Source organism: Actinotignum urinale DSM 15805, assembly GCF_000420445.1.
In the GTDB taxonomy this organism is placed as follows: Bacteria; Actinomycetota; Actinomycetes; order Actinomycetales; family Actinomycetaceae; genus Actinotignum; species Actinotignum urinale.
Genome location: NZ_ATUY01000003.1, coordinates 125,670 through 143,767 on the forward strand (window position 1 = coordinate 125,670; position 18,098 = coordinate 143,767).

At 53.1% G+C, this 18,098-nt stretch carries 14 protein-coding genes and 1 riboswitch; of the genes, 11 read left to right on the forward strand and 3 right to left on the reverse strand.

Annotation, left to right across the window (positions count from 1 at the left end; translation table 11 throughout):
* Nucleotides 1–101: 101 nt before the first annotated feature.
* Nucleotides 102–1,052, reverse strand: coding sequence for a prephenate dehydratase (pheA, locus tag G445_RS0103560; protein ID WP_022866195.1), 951 nt, complete (start codon nt 1,050–1,052; stop codon nt 102–104).
* A gap of 315 nt (nt 1,053–1,367) precedes the next feature.
* Between pheA and G445_RS09555 the strand changes: the two genes are divergently transcribed.
* Nucleotides 1,368–3,830: an alkaline phosphatase family protein gene (locus tag G445_RS09555; RefSeq protein WP_156825539.1), complete on the forward strand. Its 2,463-nt coding sequence runs from the start codon at nt 1,368–1,370 to the stop codon at nt 3,828–3,830.
* A 70-nt stretch (nt 3,831–3,900) separates the two neighbouring features.
* Here the strand turns inward: G445_RS09555 and G445_RS09560 are convergent, their stop codons facing one another.
* Together G445_RS09560 and G445_RS0103575 are read right to left on the reverse strand one after the other, a co-directional pair.
* Complete coding sequence (locus tag G445_RS09560) at nt 3,901–4,704, reverse strand: glycosyltransferase (RefSeq protein ID WP_022866197.1); 804 nt, start codon at nt 4,702–4,704, stop codon at nt 3,901–3,903.
* Between the two features lie 232 nt (nt 4,705–4,936).
* Nucleotides 4,937–5,794, reverse strand: coding sequence for a DUF5926 family protein (locus G445_RS0103575; protein WP_022866198.1), 858 nt, complete (start codon nt 5,792–5,794; stop codon nt 4,937–4,939).
* A 210-nt stretch (nt 5,795–6,004) separates the two neighbouring features.
* Here G445_RS0103575 and G445_RS0103580 point away from each other — a divergent pair, with 210 nt between their 5' ends.
* The 10 genes from G445_RS0103580 to G445_RS0103625 all read left to right on the forward strand — a co-directional run bounded on the left by G445_RS0103580 (nt 6,005) and on the right by G445_RS0103625 (nt 18,063).
* Nucleotides 6,005–6,856: a sulfite exporter TauE/SafE family protein gene (locus G445_RS0103580; RefSeq protein WP_169511058.1), complete on the forward strand. Its 852-nt coding sequence runs from the start codon at nt 6,005–6,007 to the stop codon at nt 6,854–6,856.
* 132 nt (nt 6,857–6,988) lie between these two features.
* Nucleotides 6,989–8,926, forward strand: a complete 1,938-nt coding sequence (gene glmS, locus G445_RS0103585; protein WP_022866200.1) for a glutamine--fructose-6-phosphate transaminase (isomerizing) — start codon at nt 6,989–6,991, stop codon at nt 8,924–8,926.
* 376 nt (nt 8,927–9,302) lie between these two features.
* Nucleotides 9,303–12,398 carry a Na+/H+ antiporter subunit A gene (locus G445_RS09565; protein WP_084676458.1) on the forward strand — a complete coding sequence of 1,032 codons (3,096 nt, stop codon included), beginning with the start codon at nt 9,303–9,305 and terminating at the stop codon, nt 12,396–12,398.
* Nucleotides 12,395–12,952 carry a Na(+)/H(+) antiporter subunit C gene (locus G445_RS0103595; RefSeq protein ID WP_022866201.1) on the forward strand — a complete coding sequence of 186 codons (558 nt, stop codon included), beginning with the start codon at nt 12,395–12,397 and terminating at the stop codon, nt 12,950–12,952. Before G445_RS09565 ends, G445_RS0103595 begins: the two co-directional genes overlap by 4 nt.
* A complete protein-coding gene (locus G445_RS09570; RefSeq protein ID WP_022866202.1) occupies nt 12,949–14,742 on the forward strand; it encodes a Na+/H+ antiporter subunit D in 1,794 nt (597 codons plus the stop codon). The genes G445_RS0103595 and G445_RS09570 overlap by 4 nt, the downstream gene beginning before the upstream one ends.
* Nucleotides 14,742–15,380, forward strand: a complete 639-nt coding sequence (locus G445_RS0103605) for a Na+/H+ antiporter subunit E (RefSeq protein ID WP_022866203.1) — start codon at nt 14,742–14,744, stop codon at nt 15,378–15,380. Before G445_RS09570 ends, G445_RS0103605 begins: the two co-directional genes overlap by 1 nt.
* The gene (locus G445_RS10795) at nt 15,381–16,079 is read left to right on the forward strand and encodes a monovalent cation/H+ antiporter complex subunit F (RefSeq protein WP_022866204.1); all 699 of its coding nucleotides are present in this window, start codon (nt 15,381–15,383) and stop codon (nt 16,077–16,079) included.
* Entirely contained in the window at nt 16,072–16,443 is a 372-nt protein-coding gene (gene mnhG, locus G445_RS0103615) for a monovalent cation/H(+) antiporter subunit G (protein WP_022866205.1), read from the forward strand. Before G445_RS10795 ends, mnhG begins: the two co-directional genes overlap by 8 nt.
* A 27-nt stretch (nt 16,444–16,470) precedes the next feature.
* A complete protein-coding gene (locus G445_RS09580) occupies nt 16,471–16,734 on the forward strand; it encodes a DUF4235 domain-containing protein (protein WP_245855117.1) in 264 nt (87 codons plus the stop codon).
* Between the two features lie 20 nt (nt 16,735–16,754).
* Nucleotides 16,755–16,857, forward strand: a riboswitch (TPP riboswitch).
* Nucleotides 16,858–16,905: 48 nt separating this feature from the next.
* A complete protein-coding gene (locus G445_RS0103625; protein ID WP_022866207.1) occupies nt 16,906–18,063 on the forward strand; it encodes a thiamine ABC transporter substrate-binding protein in 1,158 nt (385 codons plus the stop codon).
* Nucleotides 18,064–18,098: the final 35 nt, after the last annotated feature.

The following is an 18,098-nucleotide window of genomic DNA, read 5'->3' on the forward strand; positions in this document are numbered from 1 at the left end:
CTATCGCTCCCGCATTCCCTGCCGAGGCTGACGCAGTAAGCGTTTCACTTTTGTGGCGATGCAAGTTTGTTCAGACCTGCACGTTCCTCTTTTCGTGTGCATCACTCTTCGACGCGTTGCGTAATGCTTGCCACCCAGTTGCGTGCGCGCGCGAATTCGTCGTTACTTGTGCCCTGTTGGAGGGGTGTTGGTTTGCGATCCGCTGTGGGGTAGGAGCCAAGGAAGATTACCTGCGGTGAAACGCGATGCAGACCAACGAGAACTGCTTGCATGCGCTCCTCTGTAACATGCGCCAGAGCGTCAATGCTGAAAGCATAGCGCCCTAGGGTATCCCCGACCGGGCGACTCTCGATACGGGACATATTCACGCCACGCGCAGAAAACTGTTCGAGCATTCGGAGCAGGGCGCCGGATTCGTCGGACGGCAACTGTACCATAAGCGTTGTTTTATCTGCCCCGGAAGGCGAGCTAATTTTGCCTGGTTTACCTACAAGAATGAAGCGCGTGACAGCATTTTTACTGTCCGCAATTTCGTCGGAAAGGGAAACCATTCCATATTCTTCGACCGTAGGCACCGCACAAACTGCCGCGTCAAAATCCGCATTCGGATTCGTTGCCAATTCTTTGACGGCAGCTGCCGTGGACGTTGCGGGGACATGAACCGCTTCGGTGAGATGAGCGGATAGCCAGTTTCGGCACTGTGCCCAAGCGTGCCCGTGCGTGGAAATGCGGTGAACATCCTCAAGTTTTGTTCCCGGCCGAACCGCCAGGGCGAAGGCAATCGGCACAACAATTTCGCCATAAATTTCTAGGGGGCCACCACTCACCAGAGAATCCAGGGTTGCGTTCACTCCGCCTTCCACCGAATTTTCAATAGGTACGACGGCGAAATCCGTTTCTCCGTTGCGAACTTTTCGTAAAGCTGAGGGAACATCTGTTGCGGGGATAAATGTGTCCGTTGGCTCCTGGGCTACCTGGCGCAATGCCGCATGGCAAAATGTTCCGCGCGGACCCAAGAATGAATACGTGTGCCCGGATGTGTGTGCGTTCATCTTTATCCTCCTGAAATTTTTAACCCTACTTATTCTATAGGGTTCCTTGATAATGTCACTCTACAGACCACCTCCCGCATTAAAATCGCGTCGAACTCAACAACCTACTTTCTAAAGTGGTGGCGCTACCCGTGGTGTCTTTACTTTTATATGTTTTGGGTGCTGTATATGTAATGTTTTTTCTCTACCTCTTGTGTAATGTCCACTTTCCTTACTCCATATGTAATGTTCACCTTTCGTTTTCCACAACAGTGACATTTTCGACGAAAACGTATCCGGGGGCACTAAAAGCCTTGTGAACGTTAGAATTAATGCATGGTATTTTCCCGAAAGCCTTTACGCTTCTTCGCCTGCCTGGTCAGCATAGTGCTTTGTGTAGGTTTTTGCGCCATATCTTTTACAGATTTTTCGCATGCTTTTGCGTCGGGAAAAAATCAGGTTACTCGGGTTGCAAACAACGCAAACTTGCAATTTTCCAATAAGATAACTTCTGGTGAGTACGCAAGCTCACAACTTTATAGTTCCGAGTCCCTTCCCAAGCAACGCAGTGAAAAACAGGGCGAAAAAACTGTTCTTATAGGCATGGGGGGAGTGTCCTGGCAGGATATTAGCCCCAAAGTAACCCCTCGAATGTATGCGCTCGCCAAAGAATCGGCATCCGCGATGGTCTCCATTCGAGCAATTCCAGTATCCTCAACACCGGAGGATGGTTGGCTTACTCTCGCTTCTGGCGCTCGCGCTCGCGCGCCCCTGGGAAATAAACAGGCAAAACTTGAAAAACCAGGAGAATTTGGTGCCCTGGCCCGGAATTTTCCCAAAGGCGTCCCCGCCACGCAAAAACCAGCTGAACAAACTCCAGCCTCGCAAACCCCCTCCTCACAAAACCTCACCGAACAGAACACCCCCACATACAACACTCCTGAAAAAAATAGCCCAGAACGCAATATCCTCGCCATCGGGAAAGGCGCCATTTTCGGCCTCACCAGCCAAGCTCGTGACGAAAAAAGCCTTACTTCCAGAATCCACACCATTGCAAACATTAGCGAACTCACAGAAAACGACGTGAAAAATTCGGATCTCGTCGTCGTAGATGCGGGAAACGTGAGTGCGAAAAAAGTCAGCGAAGCTCGCAAACGTGGAACATTCTCGGACGCGGTATCCGAATTTAAAGCACATTTCACCAACAATACAGATCGCGACGAAGCTCAACTCGAAGATATTCGCGCAATTGATAAGAATATTGGGGAAATTATTGACCTGGTGGACGCCTCCTCGCCCCAAACCCGCATTATTCTTACGGGACTTGCGGATTCGCAGCCCTCGGCACGGCTCGGCGTTTTTATGATGCGCCCGCCAAACCCTGATGCGCGTGCCGCCTCCCTTGCGTTTTCCACGAGTACCCAAACCAAAGGACTTGTCCAGCTCATTGATATTGCGCCCACAATAACGGGGAAAGATGCGCGTCGAACATCGGTGAGTCCAGTGATTACGGCCGGCTCGAAGGCGGATGCGGACACCACGATTCGCACTTTAACCTCCCGCTCCGCCCGCGCAGATATTGTGCGTGGCGAGGTCGGCCCGTTCTACACTCTCCTAGCGTTGGGTGTGATTGTCAGCGTTGTCTACGGATTCCTTATTGTTCGACGGTGCGCAAAGATTGTGGAGAAGCCTCTTCCCGGTGGCCTGCGCGAATCTGTTGCCTTTGTGGCGGCTTTACCTCTGACCTCGATTGTTATGAACATTGTTCCCTGGTGGGATTTCGCCCGACCCGGTATGGGCTTTTGTGGAATGTTGATTATTGTGGCGGCGCTACTTGCGGCGTGGGCGCTTAGGCCTGTGAAAGGCGCGAAAGATCAACCCATGCCACTGGCGCGTCCGCTGTTGCGTTTGGGGAGCCTCACGGGTGTCGTTATTTTGTGCGATTTGCTTCAATTCTCGATTTTCCACGGGCCGAGCCTCACGCAAGTCTCCCCGATGGGCTCGCAACCCGCCGTTGCCGGGCGTTTCTTCGGGCAATCGAACACAATGTATGCGCTGTTGGCAATAGGGATGCTCTGTTTAACCGTTCTTATATTGCGCGCGCTTCCCCGGTACGGAGTTACAGCGCAACGATGGCATGTTGCCACAGTGGTTATTGTTGCTATTGTGACAATTGTTTTCGACGTCGCCCCCGCAATTGGCGCCGACTTCGGTGGCCCCCCGGCGCTCGCGGTCGCTTTCGCCTACCTGTTGTGGCACGTTCTTGGGAAACGATTCACGCTTGTTGTCGCTATGGTTGCGTTTATCGTCGGCTATATTTGCACCATTTGTGCCGCGATCCTCGACCATCTTTTCGGCGAAATCAGCCATCTTGGCGCCTTCGTTACCGCTACAGAAAAAGGTGGCGCGTGGGAAATTGTGTCACGGAAAATCTCGCAACTCTTCTTCGGGATGCCAGTTGTTCCCGCGCTTATCCTCGCCGGCGTGCTCGGAATTGTGTTCATTATTTTCCTGCGAGCCGTTCACCTCGGTAAGATTCGTTTCCCCTGGAAAAATTCTCGCCACCCTCTATGCACTATGTTGCGCGACGACGACGAACTGCGCACGCTCCACATAGCGTCATTATTGGCGCTCGTCGTTGCGGTGCCGATTAATGATTCCGGAGTGGTGATATTCGGGGCAGGAATTGCGCTCCTTCTGCCCACGCTTATAATCGCTTTGGATACGTGGGTGGAGAAGGAAAAGTTGAGTGAGAAACGGGTGAACGAGGACACAGAAAAGGCGAGTAAAAACGGGTGAACGAGGACACGGAAAAGGCGAGTGAAAAACTGGCGAACGAGGCGGGTTACCCGCGGGCTATCAGCGCAAGTTACTTGTTTTTACCCTTCTTTTTCGGACCTTCCCATGCCTGGTAAACCGCGTAATCCTGCTGGTTTTGTTCCGCATCTTTAGTGGCATTCAAGGGAATGCGTACCGAGTTGAAATAACGATTAATGACAGCGCGTAAAACACCCCTGAACTGCGCAAGGCGATGCATATAGCCACGAACATTATTTCCTGTGGCGCGATGTCGAATATTGCAGGGCACTTCCTGAACTCGCTTTCCCGCAACAAGAAGATCAATCGTCATTCCAACCTCAACACCCCAGCCTTTTGCCAACGGGCAGGCGGCCGCGAATGCTTCGGCACTCAAGCAACGTTGCCCAGATAAAGGTTGAAGAGGGTTCCAGCCGGTGAAATGATTAATCGCCCTGCGTCCAAGCCCTGTCACAAAACCATGTCCGCCTGCTCCTTTTTGAGGCGGGAGGGCTGCAATCGTGCAATCGACTCGGCCTTCTGCAACGGGAGCAATTAAGGGAATGACATCCAGGGCGGTATCGCCTAAATCTGCGTCGAGGAAAAGAAGGTGACGCGGGGGAGCGTTGTCCGCATCGCGCATTCTCACAACTTTTGCGCCCGTTTCCATGGCGCTTGCTTTTCCACGGTTCACCGAGTGGCGAACAACAGTTGCTCCGGAAGCGCGAGCCACCGCCTGCGTGTTATCGGTAGAACCATCGTCGACGACGACAACAAGATCGACACCAGGAAGCGCGGATGCTGCGCGGACGGTTGGGCCAATACGTTCGGCTTCATCTTTGGCCGGAATAACAACGGCAACTGCAGAATGGGACATCACATACTCATTCTATACAGTTTCTTTGCCCTCTATTGAAAGTCACTCATGTGTCGCTACATACATGCGCCTACATCAAGCGGTTTGTCCTGCCCATGCGCATCGTATCGTCCTAAAAATACACATAAAGCCAAGTATCTAGGCCGATTTGCTGGGGGCTTCAGGGCGTACAAAATATTGGGGTGCCCCGCTTTCGTAACGTGGCACCCCAATAAGTCAATTCATTACAGCATTAACGCAAAGTCACCTGGCGTGAAACTAGCCCGGCACGCGCACGCTTTTCCTCGGCAGTTAACGGTGTCCTATCGGCAATTGCCGCCTCAAGAACGGGCTCGAAATCCTTCAACGGCTTATCTAATTCATCAGCTTCGGTGCCACGCGCGAGCTCCCAGACGGGAATCGACATTCCGAGCGAACGGAAAGCTCCAATAAAGCGAGAACCTTCACCCCAATGTTCCTTACCCGCTGCACGCAAACGTGCCAGGCCGTCAAGAACCTGATCGCGTGGCTCGGGACGAACCCATCGCAAAAATTCGCGACTCATACGGCACCAGTAAGCGCCCGTGACAGTCTCAATTTCCTTACAGGGCACCATGCTCTCACGTGTTTCCTTCAATGCCTGCTGGGACTCGGGGGTGTTGAGATCCTCTTCTGCAAGCCAGAACGCCGGTTCTTCTTCGAGCTGCATCTCGCCAAATTCCTCAATAATGTCGCCAAGGCGTGGACCTTCAGGATCTGGCTGGTCTCCGTTTGTGTAAGCATCACCAGGTTTCAGCTCCAACCCGGCAAGAATACGTGAGGCAACGTCTAGCGAAACGTCCCCGGAGTTCATGACGGTCTGCATGGCAACAAGAAGAACGCCATCTTTGCGACGTAATGCCCCCACCATGTTTGGCAGGACGGTAGCCAAAATAATGTTTTCGGAACCGTGGTCTTTCGTCGTCGTCGCGGGAAGTGTTGCGAGAGGGAGGATTTCACGCATCGCGATGAGCGAGGTTTCCGCACTCAACCCCTCAAAAGGACGTTCCACGAAAGGAATGATGACGCGCTTTTTCTTTTCCTTGCGTTCTTTGCGGTTCTTCTTTGCCATGGTTCTCCAGTCTGTTTCGACGCGTTTTCGGCTGTGTCGAGCGGTTTCGCCTGCCGTATTCTTAACGCGTGTCGATTTTTTCTCCTCCCTTAGCCTACCTTCCGGAGCCGTGAGAATAAAACAGGGCAGTGGCCACGCGAAGTAGGCATAACCAAAAAATCGCTTTCCTCAACGGTGTATTTTCGCACGGTTATAATGGACTCCGTGTTGATGACCTCTGTTTTAGCCGTAGGGTTCCTGGTCGGTTGCGTTGTCGGTTTGTTGGGTGGCGGTGGCGGAATTCTCACTATCCCCATTCTTGTCATGTGTTTCGGAATCGCACCGCAAGAGGCGAGCGCGGATTCTATCATTATCGTTTTCACGACCTCCCTCGTAGGCATGTTAAGTGCGGCACGTGCAGGGCGCGTGTTATGGAAAATCGGCATTCTTTTCGCATGTCTTGGCGTCCCGGCAAACCTTTTTGGGGGATGGCTGTCTGGAAAAATTTCCGGGAACGTGCTGATGTGGTCCCTCGCGGTTCTACTCCTTGTTGTTGCCACATTCATGTTTAGAGCGAAGAGCGACGACGAACCCGCGGTTTCCTCCTCGGTTGTTAATCCGCAGGACGTGGCCTTAGATCACGAACAGAAGGCTATCAAGGACGCTACGCCCAACACCACCGTGTCACATCCGGTACAAAGCTCCCTGTGGCACTGGCTCAAAGTTATCCTCGTTGCCCTTGGCGTGGGGCTTCTCTCCGGTTTCTTTGGCGTGGGTGGCGGTTTCGCCGTTGTTCCCGCCCTCGTTCTAGCGATGAGAGTTGCGCCGAGATACGCCAGCTCGACATCGCTTCTCGTGTTGGTCATTAACATGATTGCCGCGGCAATCGGCAGGCTTCCCCGATTTATCGACGGTTCCCTCACGGTATCGTGGGAAATCGTTGCGTTTTTCCTCGTCGCATCGGCAGCGGGAAGTATTGTTGGGGAGCGTTATGGGCGTAAGATTCCGGGGCGACTTGCGAACATTCTCTTCGGAATTCTCTTACTGTGCGTCGCGGTGCTCACCGTTCTTGTGCCACGCTAATTACCTTGCGCTGAGGTCACTTTTCCCGCGCGGATGCAGTATTTCCCGCGCAGAGCGGAGGGCGAGTTTTAACTTGTGTTGCGCTCCCGTGTTCGTTGCGAAAATTTTTGTCGTATATGAAAAAATAATGACATGTGCGGAATTCTAGGATACGTGGGCACCTGTCCCTGCAAAGAAGCCGAAAAAGTTGTGATGGACGGGCTCGCCCGCCTCGAATACCGCGGATACGATTCCGCAGGCATCGGAATTACGACGAATAACGGCATTGCCATTCGTAAAAAAGCAGGAAAACTTGCAAACCTGAGGGAAAGCCTGAACGCCCAGCCCCTTCCCGAAGCTATCGCCGGCATTGGGCACACTCGGTGGGCAACACACGGAGGCCCGACGGACAACAATGCACATCCCCATCGTTCCAGCGACGCCACCATCGCCGTCGTCCACAACGGAATTATTGAAAACGCGGACAACCTCCGTCGTACATTAGAAAAAGAAGGATACGCATTCGTTTCTGAAACCGATACGGAAGTGATTGCGAACCTCGTCGCGCATCTTTATTCTCAAGACTCCAGCAACGCAACCATGCTCACACAAGGCGGGGCAACCGTGCCGAAACCAGCAGGAAATACGGGCGATCAAGAAACCGCAGCCCGCCTTGCTCGCGCACTACACCAGGCAACCACAATGCTCCAGGGAACCTTCACGGTTTTAGCGATTCACAATGACTGCCCCGGAATTATTGTGGCCGCGCGCCGTTCCTCCCCGCTCGTTATTGGGCTTGGGAAAGATTGCAATTATTTAGGTTCGGACGTTCTCGCCTTCGCGGAACACACAAGCCACTGCCTTGAAATCGGGCAGGATCAGCTCGTGATGGTGACAGCGAAAGATGTTGTGGTGGCAGACGTGAACGGGAAACCGCTCAATCCGCGCCACTACGAGATTGATTTTTCCATCGACCGCGTTTCCAAAGCCGGGTGGGAAACCTTCATGGAGAAAGAAATCAACGAACAGCCACGCGGAATCACGGACACTCTTGCCGATCGTATCGACGCCAAGGGGTACCTCACCTTGGACGAACTCCGCATTAGCGCAGATGTGCTTCGCCAGGCGGACAAAATGATTATTATTGCGTGCGGAACCGCGTCCTATGCGGGGCTTGTGGCGCGCTACGCCATTGAACACTGGTGCCGTATCCCGGTGGAAGTCGAAATCGCCAGCGAATTCCGCTACCGCGATCCGATCGTCAACCAAAAAACCCTCGTTGTTGCTATTAGCCAATCCGGTGAAACAATGGACACGATTATGGCGGTGCGGCACGCGCGTGACCAAGGCGCGAAAGTGCTCGCCATTGTGAACACCCCTGGCTCTACAATTTCGCGCGAATCCGACGCGGTTCTCCTTACGCACGCCGGCCCGGAAATCGCGGTCGCTTCCACAAAAGCCTTTACCGCTCAGGTGGCCGCGTGCTACCTGCTCGGCTTATATCTTGCCCAGGTTCGGGGAAATAAATACATCGACGAAATTGCGGACTACATGGAGAAACTGGGCAAAGTGCCCAGCGCAATCCAGCGCGTTCTTAACGAATCTCAAGCGGTGAAAGATGTTGCCCGCATGTACGGAAAAGCCCTGGAATCCACGATTTTCTTAGGTCGTCACGTCGGATTCCCGGTGGCCTTGGAAGGCGCGTTGAAGCTCAAAGAAATCGCGTATGTTCATGCGGAAGGCTTCGCGGCCGGGGAGTTGAAGCACGGGCCGATTGCCCTCGTGGAAGAGGGGCAGCTGGTGTTCGTCGTCGTTCCAACGCCACGTAGACCGGAGCTTCACGATAAAGTGATTTCCAATATTCAAGAAGTGCGGGCTCGCGGGGCGGTTACGTTAGTGATTGCCGAGGAGGGCGACGAAAAAGCCGCGCAATACGCGAACCACATTTTCCGCGTTCCTCAGCTTCCAACGCTCTATGCCCCGCTCGTCACAGCAATACCGCTACAGATTTTTGCGTGCGAGGTCGCCAAGGAAAAGGGCTACGACGTTGATCAGCCACGCAACCTCGCCAAATCCGTTACCGTAGAGTAGACCTTCGCGTCTTTAATCCCCTAAGGCATCGAACATTTCCTCGGCGTTTTTAAAACGAAATTCTCCGGATTTTATTGTATGTTGAGCTTCTTTAAGCGCCTGTCGAGACGTTGCGTTAGGCTCCGCATAACAGAGATTTAGAGGAATTCTATTCTCCCTGACCATTTGCCGGTAAAAAAATACAGCCGTCTTTCGGCAGTAGCGTAACCTACGGAAACGTAACGTAGATAATATTAAGGAATTAAAAACTAACATACAATATGTACTTATTGTAGGAATGTGGGATTGTTCCGTAAGTCTTCCACGCCCTTCAAGATGAAAAAGATACCAGTTATACTGAGAAAGACTTCGAGTTTACTCGCTATTCGGAGGGCTCATGCCAATTTTACTTCCCCTATTTGTGGTGGGAGCAATATGTGCGCCCGCATTGTTGCGTCGAGGGCGAGGTGGTTTTGCCGTTCTCGCAATTGTTCCCGGGGTGGCGTTCCTGTGGGCATGTACGCTCATTCCACGCATTATGCGTGGAGAAGTTTACGAGGTGAAAGTCCCCTGGATTCCGCAGCTTGGCCTGCATCTCGATTTTTATATTGACACGCTGGGGCTACTCCTCACGCTTATTGCCAGTGGTGTTGGCGCTCTCGTCCTCGTTTATTCCTCGCGTTATTTTAAAGCAAACGCCTCCTATCTTGGACGTTTCGGCGGAATTTTCCTTGCCTTTGCAGGCGCGATGCTCGGACTTGTTACCACAGATAACACCATCGCCCTCTATATTTATTGGGAACTCACCACCGTTTTCAGTTTCCTCCTCATCGGGCACTACTCCGAAAGAACCACATCGCGGCGAGCGGCAGTTCAGGCAATTACAGTGACGACGGCAGGTGGTCTCGCCATGCTCGCCGGCATCGCAATCCTAGGCATGATCCCCGGGGGTAGCTTCTCCATGAGAGAACTTGTGGATTCTGCAATCACCGGAACTCTCGGCCCGAATCAAGGCACACTGGTTGCAGCAGCTTTAGCGCTCCTCCTCATCGGCGCTTTCTCCAAATCCGCGCTGTTCCCCTTCCATTTTTGGCTTCCCGCCGCCATGGCTGCGCCAACGCCGGTCTCCGCATATTTACACGCGGCAGCCATGGTGAAAGCCGGTGTCTACCTCATCGCTCGCCTCGCCCCAGGTTTCTCAGGGCTCCCGGTCTGGCGCTGGATGGTGCTCTGCCTGGCAAGCTACACACTCCTCCTTGGAGGCTTCCGAGCCCTACGCCAAAACGACATTAAACTCGTTATCGCTTTCGGCACCGTCTCCCAACTCGGCTTAATTATTTTATTCGTGGGCTATGGACATCCCGCTATGCTTCTTGCCGGGTTGATGCTCATTCTTGCCCACTCCCTGTTCAAATCCGCGCTGTTCCTCAGCGTCGGAATTGTTGATATTTCGACGGGAACACGCGATCTTCGCGAACTTTCCGGAGTCGGTTTGCAAATACCTGCGGTTGCGTTTTTCGCAGCCCTTGCGGACGCCTCCATGATTGGATTGCCACCCTTCGCTGCCTTCGTCGCAAAAGAAGCCGCGCTCACTCACCTGTGGGGAAGCGGAATACAGGGAATAATTGCAATCGCGATTATCGCTACCGGGTCAGCGCTCACGGTTGCCTACGGTATTCGCTTCTGGTGGGGCGCATTCCGTAGCAAATCCGGTGTGCCACCCACACATTTACGTCCTGTTTCGCGGTTGACGGTCTACCCCGTCGTCATTCTTTCTTCAGCAGGACTCCTTGCTGGCCTATGCACACCATATGTCGGATCCTTCCTCGAAAAAAATCTTTCACCATACCCGCAGCAGGCAGCTATGCAATCGCATCTGCATCTGTGGGGCGGTTTCAACGGTCCGCTCCTTCTGTCCGTTTTCATTTTCGCTGCCGGTTACATTATTCACCGATCACGCCACTGGGCAAAAAAGAATCTTCCCGAAAAATTCTTGCCCTTCTCGGCAGAAAATACCTACCACCATATCGTTTCAGGCACCGAACGTGTGTCCGTGCGCACAACGGCGGCAACACAATCCGGTTCGCTACCAACCTACCTCGTTACCATTTTTATTTTCACACTCGGCTGCTCCATTGCAGCTCTCGTGTACCGCCCTGTGCGAACCATCGTGTTCCCTCATGCTTGGGATAGCTGGGCGCAAGCGGCCGTCGCCTTTATTGGATGCATCGGGGTTCTTCTTGCGGCAGCTTCGCGCCACCGCATGAAAGCCGTGATTCTCATGGGAATCGGCGGGTATGCCGTGGCGCTCACCTACGAGCTTTATGGCGCACCAGATTTGGCGCTCACCCAGGTGCTGTCCGAAACCCTGACGCTCGTTGTCTTCGTTCTTGTTCTGCGCCGCCTTCCGCGTAATTTCTCCATTCGTCGTACATCGTGGGTGAAGGCACGGCGCATCGTTCTCGCAGTTTCGACGGGGCTTCTCTTCTCCGGCCTTGCCTTCCTGGCCGCTGGTGTTCGCACACAGCAACCCATCTCGAAACTGTTTGCACGCGAGGGATTCAGTTTCGGCTACGGACGCAATATTGTGAACGTTACCCTTGTGGATATTCGCGCATGGGACACCATGGGTGAAACGGCGGTCCTCGTTGTGTGTGCGGTGGGAATTGCTTCCCTTCTGTTTGTTCGCGACCGTTTTGGCGGAACAGATCGCCTTCGCAATATTTTGGGTTCCGAAGCGAAAAACCGGGAGCGAGTGCGATCCATTCAGGAAAACCCGGACGCCTATATCCGCTACTATCTTGAATCCGATTCGGTTGCCACGCGCCGCGGGCAAAACCTGCCGTGGCTGTCCTCCACGAATTTGCCCGGAGCCACATCGCGTCCACTCATGCTTCAAATAGGTACGCGCATGGTGTTCCACTCGATTCTGGTTGTCTCCCTGTTCTTCCTCTTCGCTGGACACAATATGCCCGGTGGCGGATTCGCTGGCGGTTTGCTCGCAGGCATTGCGCTCACGTTGCGCTATCTTGCGGGAGGGCGTTTCGAGTTGGGTGCCTCCATGCCCGTTCTGCCAGCACACCTATTGGGTGTCGGTTTATCCCTCGTAACACTCTCCAGCCTCTCGCCCCTGTTATTGGGTGGCGCGCCACTACAAACAACCCGTGTGGACCTCACCCTTCCCGCGTTCGGAGACATTCATTTCACCACAGCCCTGATTTTCGATATTGGCGTGTATCTTGCAGTGATTGGCTTAGTGGCGGAAATCTTGAGGTCGCTGGGCGGAGAAATCGATCGCCACGGCGAAGCGGAAAACATCCCGAATGAACCTGAAGCGAACCTGACCCCGGCCGCCGATGACCGCCAGGCACAACGCGACGAACACCTTTCCGAACGCGAAATGGAAGAACGCGCCTCGCAAGAAAGCGAAGACGAACGTCTTAAACTTGCCCGCCAACGTCTGAGTACAGCCTCGAAAGGAGAACCCGCATGAGCACATCCATAGCACTCGTTATCATGTGTGGCGTGTTCGTCGCCGTCGGTGTGTACCTCATTTTGGAGCGTTCCCTTTCCCGCGTCATTCTTGGGTTGGGATGCCTCGGAAACGGGATTAATATCCTCTTCCTCATCGCCGGTGGCCACTCCGGAAACCCCGCATTCGTCGGTAACGGCAGTTCGGAAGAATGGGCTGATCCGCTCGTCCAAGCCATGATGCTCACCTCAATCGTTATCACACTCGCAACCACGGGTTTCCTCCTCGCCATGGCCTACCGTACCTGGCAGTTGCGTGACGACGACGAAGTTCGCGACGACGTTGAAGACCGCATGATCGTCTACCGTCAAAATATTGAAGGACATGCACGCCGTAGCGAAGCCGGCACGGATCTTCAAGAAACTTCTGAAGAATTCCGGGACGAAACTGACGATTCCCCGCCACGTTTCGCCCTCATTACCAACGTTTTCACCCGTATGCTGGATAAGCGCAACTCTGCACGAAGCATTGTTGCCAATCCGGACGCGACGCATGGAGCTGATGGTAGCCGATGATGAATTTTGCATGGCTGTTGCCATTCCCCATTATTTTGCCCCTTCTGGCAGCCGGTATTCTTCTCGCCTTCCCTCGCAAACGCAAAGTGCAGGCTTTTGTTGCCGTCGCCTTAATGTGTGTTGTGTTGGGTGTCTCGATTGTCCTGTTAATCGCCAGCCTTCAAGGCCCGATTGTTCTTGACGTGGGAGACTGGGCGGCACCCGTCGGTATTACCCTCGTTGCAGACCGCCTATCCACAATTATGCTCACCGTTTCGGTGTTGGTAACGCTGATTGTTCTTGTCTATTCGGTGTTCCAGGGTGTTGCCGACGGCGAAAAAGGCGCCCCAACAAGCGTGTATTACCCGGCATTCATGATGCTCTCCGCGGGCGTGTCTGACGCTTTCCTCACCGCCGACCTTTTCAACATGTATGTAGGTTTCGAGATTTTGTTAACTGCATCTTTTGTCTTGTTAACAATGGGTGGCACCGCGCAACGTATGCGTTCAGGAAGCGTGTACGTGATTGTTTCTATGGTTTCTTCCATGATTTTCTTAACGGGACTCGGGCTTACCTACGCTGCGGTTGGAACCGTGAGTTTTGCTGATTTGGGAACGAAACTGGCGGAACTCGATCCGGGTATGCGTCTCATTTTGCAGATTTTCTTCCTTGTTGCCTTCGGTTTGAAAGCAGCTATTTTCCCGCTTTCCGCGTGGCTGCCGGATTCTTATCCCACAGCATCCGGGCCTGTTACGGCAGTGTTTGCGGGCTTGCTTACCAAGGTTGGCGTGTATGCGATTATCCGTACCCAAGTTTTACTGTTCCCCGGGAATGTGCTCGACGACGTCCTAGCAATACTCGCCATTATTACAATGCTCGTGGGTATTTTAGGTGCTATCGCTCAGGAAAATATTAAACGTCTGTTGTCTTTCACCCTGGTTTCGCATATCGGTTACCTTGTGTGGGGTGTTGCAATTAGTACCGACGAAGGACTGTCCTCCACCATTTTCTACGCGGTTCACCACATTGTTGTTCAAACGGCACTATTCCTTGTTGTTGGCTTGATTGGTTGGGTTGCGGGAACCACATCGCTGGAAAAGCTTGGCTCCATTATGCGGGTAGCGCCTCTTATTGCTTTCCTGTATTTCCTTCCCGCACTGTCCTTGGGCGGAATCCCGCCACTATCTGGGTTCCTCGGGAAAATGGGGCTGTTGGAGGCAAGTGCGTGGCGCGGGTCAAATATGGATTGGGCGCTTATCGCTGCCGGACTCGTCACCTCCCTCCTCACCCTTTACGCCGTGATTCGCGCATGGAATATGGCGTTTTGGCAGGAAGCCCCCGAGCCGCTCCCGCTTCGCTCCTACAATCACGGAATGGTGATGAGCGCGAGCGCCCTCGTCGTCGTTATGTGTGCAATTACGCTGTTCGCAGCTCCTATACGCAACTTTACGGATGGCGCGGCAAAAGAATTAAGGGAACGAACCCCCTATATTAACGCCGTTCTGCCTGAAGGTTCGCGTGGCCGCGGAATTTCCCCGGATATTGCGGATAATACCGTCGTGCCTGAAGATGACACGAAACCGGAACCGGGAACGGCTTTCGATGGGAAACCCAAACCCACCAAGGCGCCCAGAGTCTACGTGTTCCCAGAAGGTAGGGAAGGGGCCGAGGAAAGCCCAGGAAACGACGCAGATATGCGTGAAGTCCCGAAAATGCTTCGCAAGATGAATGTTGTTTTTGGGCATCTTTTACCCGTCCCGATTCCTGAGGACGATATTGAGGTCCCGGCAGCGCCCGAAGGAGGTAAGTGATGAAAAAAAGTCGCGCAGCTCAAGCTGTTGCCATGGCGACTCGTCGCGAGGGGCGTTTCCCGAGCGCTTCCATGGGTGTGCTGTTCTGGCTCACATTAGTGTGGGTGCTTCTGTGGGGTGAGTTTACGCCCGCGAACCTTTTGGCGGGTTTCGCCATAGCTCTCTTCGTTACGGAAGTTGCGCCCTTCCCGACCGCGCATTTCGATGGACGTTTTCGCGTGTGGGGAGTTATCCGCCTCATCACGATTTTTGTGAAGGATCTTATTGTTGCCTCCGCGCAGCAGGCGTGGTTCATTATTCGACGAAAAACGCCGAAGGGCGCGGTTATTCGTGTCCAGCTGCGTTGCGAATCGGATGCGTATTTGGTGATTACTGCCGGAATGTCCACTCTTGTGCCCGGTTCGCTGGTTATCGATACGGATGCGGAATCTGGAACCCTGTACGTCCATATTTTTGATGTGAAAATGTCGGGTGGAGTGAGCGCAGCGCATAAGTCGGTGTTGGATTTGGAAGAGCGCGTGTTGAGAGCCTTTGCTTCGCGAAGTGAGCTTGTTCGTGCCGGTTTCGTTCCGGGTTCCAGCCCGAAGGCCGGACGCTTACCCACGCCGTTTGCCCCTGATTCTTCCGGAGGCGTGTAAATGACGTATGTGATTATTTTTTGTTCAGCGTTGCTGTTAATATCCGCGTTTCTCGTTGTGGTGCGTATTGTCAAAGGCCCGACGGTTTTGGATCGCACCGGCGCTTTGGACGTGATGACATCAATCATGATGGCTTCTATCGCCTTGCTGGCTGCCGTAACGCGACGGCCTGACCTGTTGGCAGTGTTCGTCGTTGTTGCCGTGATTGGTTTCCTCGGATCTGTTGCGGTTGCTCGCATGACGCGTATCCGCACTCGTGAAGATTTGGCGGAAGATCAGCAGATTAAAGAAACCGGCAGGAAAGCCTCCGATGTTGACGACGAGGACAAAGATTTCTACCACGATACGGATACCGATGATTCCGAGGGTGTTCACGACCCAGATGTCGATGAAGATGATAGCGACGACGATACTAGCGGTAGCGATGTTACCGATAATATCGACGACGGCAACAGCGTTCCGCACCCAATTGGCGACGAGGAGTTAAGTGGCCACGACGAAAGCGAAACACTTGGCGATAACGTGACGTCGGGCGATAACGAAACACCGCAAGAAAAGGTGGACGGCAAGGCTAGTGTGCGTAAAGCAGATAAGACGGTGTTTGCATCAGAGGACGTTCCTGAGCAAGATGTGCAAAAGGGCGAAGATGCAGGCTTAGGCGTCGTCGAAAAAAAGGTGAAGGAGGGTTCGCGTGGTTAATGTGTGGGATGTTGTGGGCGCCGTATTTTTGGTTGCTGGTTGCGTGCTGACGTTCGTCTCCGCTGTGGGAATGTTCCGTTACCCGGATTTGATGACGCGACTTCACGTTGCGACGAAACCGCAGGTGCTGTCGCTCATTTTTTGTTTCATTGGGGCGGCGTTTTTGGTGCGCGATACGTCGATGACGTGGACAATGATTCTGGTTATTTTCTTCCAGCTTGTAACCTCCCCGATTTCTGCGCATATGCTGAGCCGAAGCGGATACCGTACCGGACGTATTGAATCCGATGATTTGGTTGTGGATGAGTTGCGAGAGGATTTGCGTTTCGCACGTTCGCAAGAGACACCTGATATAAAATGTTGAAACGTAGGTTTGCGTAAGGAGAATATCGTGAATAAATGGAATCTTGTGAGCTTTGGCGTAGGTATTGCGTCTGGATTTGTTACCGATAAAATCGTCCACGCAGCATGGAGGAAAACGACGGGGCGCGATATTCCCGACCTGGAAGATGCAACAGCTCCTCTTATCGAAGGAATTATTTTTGCGGTTGTCTCCGCAAGTGTAGGGGCTGTTATTAGTCAGTTGGCAGAACGCAAAGTTTCAAAGATGGCTCTACGTTCAACAGAAAAGCAGAACATAAACCCCACCGCATAATCTGTGCCATAATAGTAGATACGTAACGACAGGGGAGCGCTACCGGGCGCTGAGAGTGCATCATGCAGACCCTCGAACCTGATCCGGATAATGCCGGCGCAAGGGAGTCGAGAATCTCTCCACCCATACCATAGGGGTATGAGTGGACCCTCCTTACATAGAGGAGGAATAATGTCACGTATAAAATCTCAAAAAACATACGACTATGCCGAAGCGGACATCGATGTACAGGGCAAAAGTTCGTGTGATGTAACGCAAAATTCTTCGCGGGGAGTTTTTGCGTGGGGACAAAATTCGCGGATGCGGAGAAAAATGTTTGCGGGACTTGCCGTTGCGTCCGCTCTTGCGCTCGGATTAAGTGCATGTAGCGGTTCGACGGCTAAAAACGACGGTAAAGGTAAAGGAAGCGGAACCGTCAAAGTTATCGCACACGACTCCTTCACACTTCCGGATGATGTTATTAAAAAGTTTGAAAAAACGAGCGGATACACCGTGAAAAAAGTGACGCCGGGGGACGCGGGTGCCGTCGTCAATCAACTTGTTCTTGCTAACGGAAAACCGGAAGCAGATGTTGTTTTCGGTGTTGATACGTTCACGGCAGGGCGTGCGCTCAAAGGAAATATTGCCGTGGAGTATGAAACGTCCAAAAATCACGGAAAAGAAGCGGTGTTAGAGAAAAAATTCACGCCCATTGACCGCGGTGATGTGTGCGTTAACTACGACAAAAAATGGTTCGAAGAAAAGGGCATAAAAACCCCGGAAACCTTAGAAGATTTAGCGAAACCTGAGTATGCGAAGTTGCTCGTCGTAGAAAATCCGGCGCAATCCTCACCCGGTTACGCATTTCTTGCCGCAACTGTTCACGAACTTGGCGACGCAAAATACGAAGAGTATTGGAAAAAGTTGATTGCGGGCGGGACGCGCGTTGCAGGTGGCTGGAATGATGCATACTACACAGATTTTTCGGGTAGTAAGGGCAAAGGAAAATACCCCCTGGTCGTCTCCTACTCTTCCTCGCCCTCCGCTGAAAACGGCGCGACGGGCGTGCTCCCCAAAACATGTGTGAAACAGGTGGAGTATGCGGGAGTGTTGCGTGGGGCTGAAAATCCGGAAGGCGCTAAAGCCTTTGTGGACTTTTTGTTAAGCGAGGATGTGCAGAAAGCCGTTGCGCCGAGCATGTATATCTATCCCGTGACGGACGTGAAGCTCCCTGATGAATGGGTAAAGTACGCGCCAAAGGTGGACTCGCCTATCTCCATCGACCCCAAAACTGTTGGAGAAAAGGGCGATACGTGGCTGAAAAACTGGCGTAGCGCCGCGGGCATGTAGTGTGCGCAGCATCTGTAGTGGGTGTAGCGTGCGTG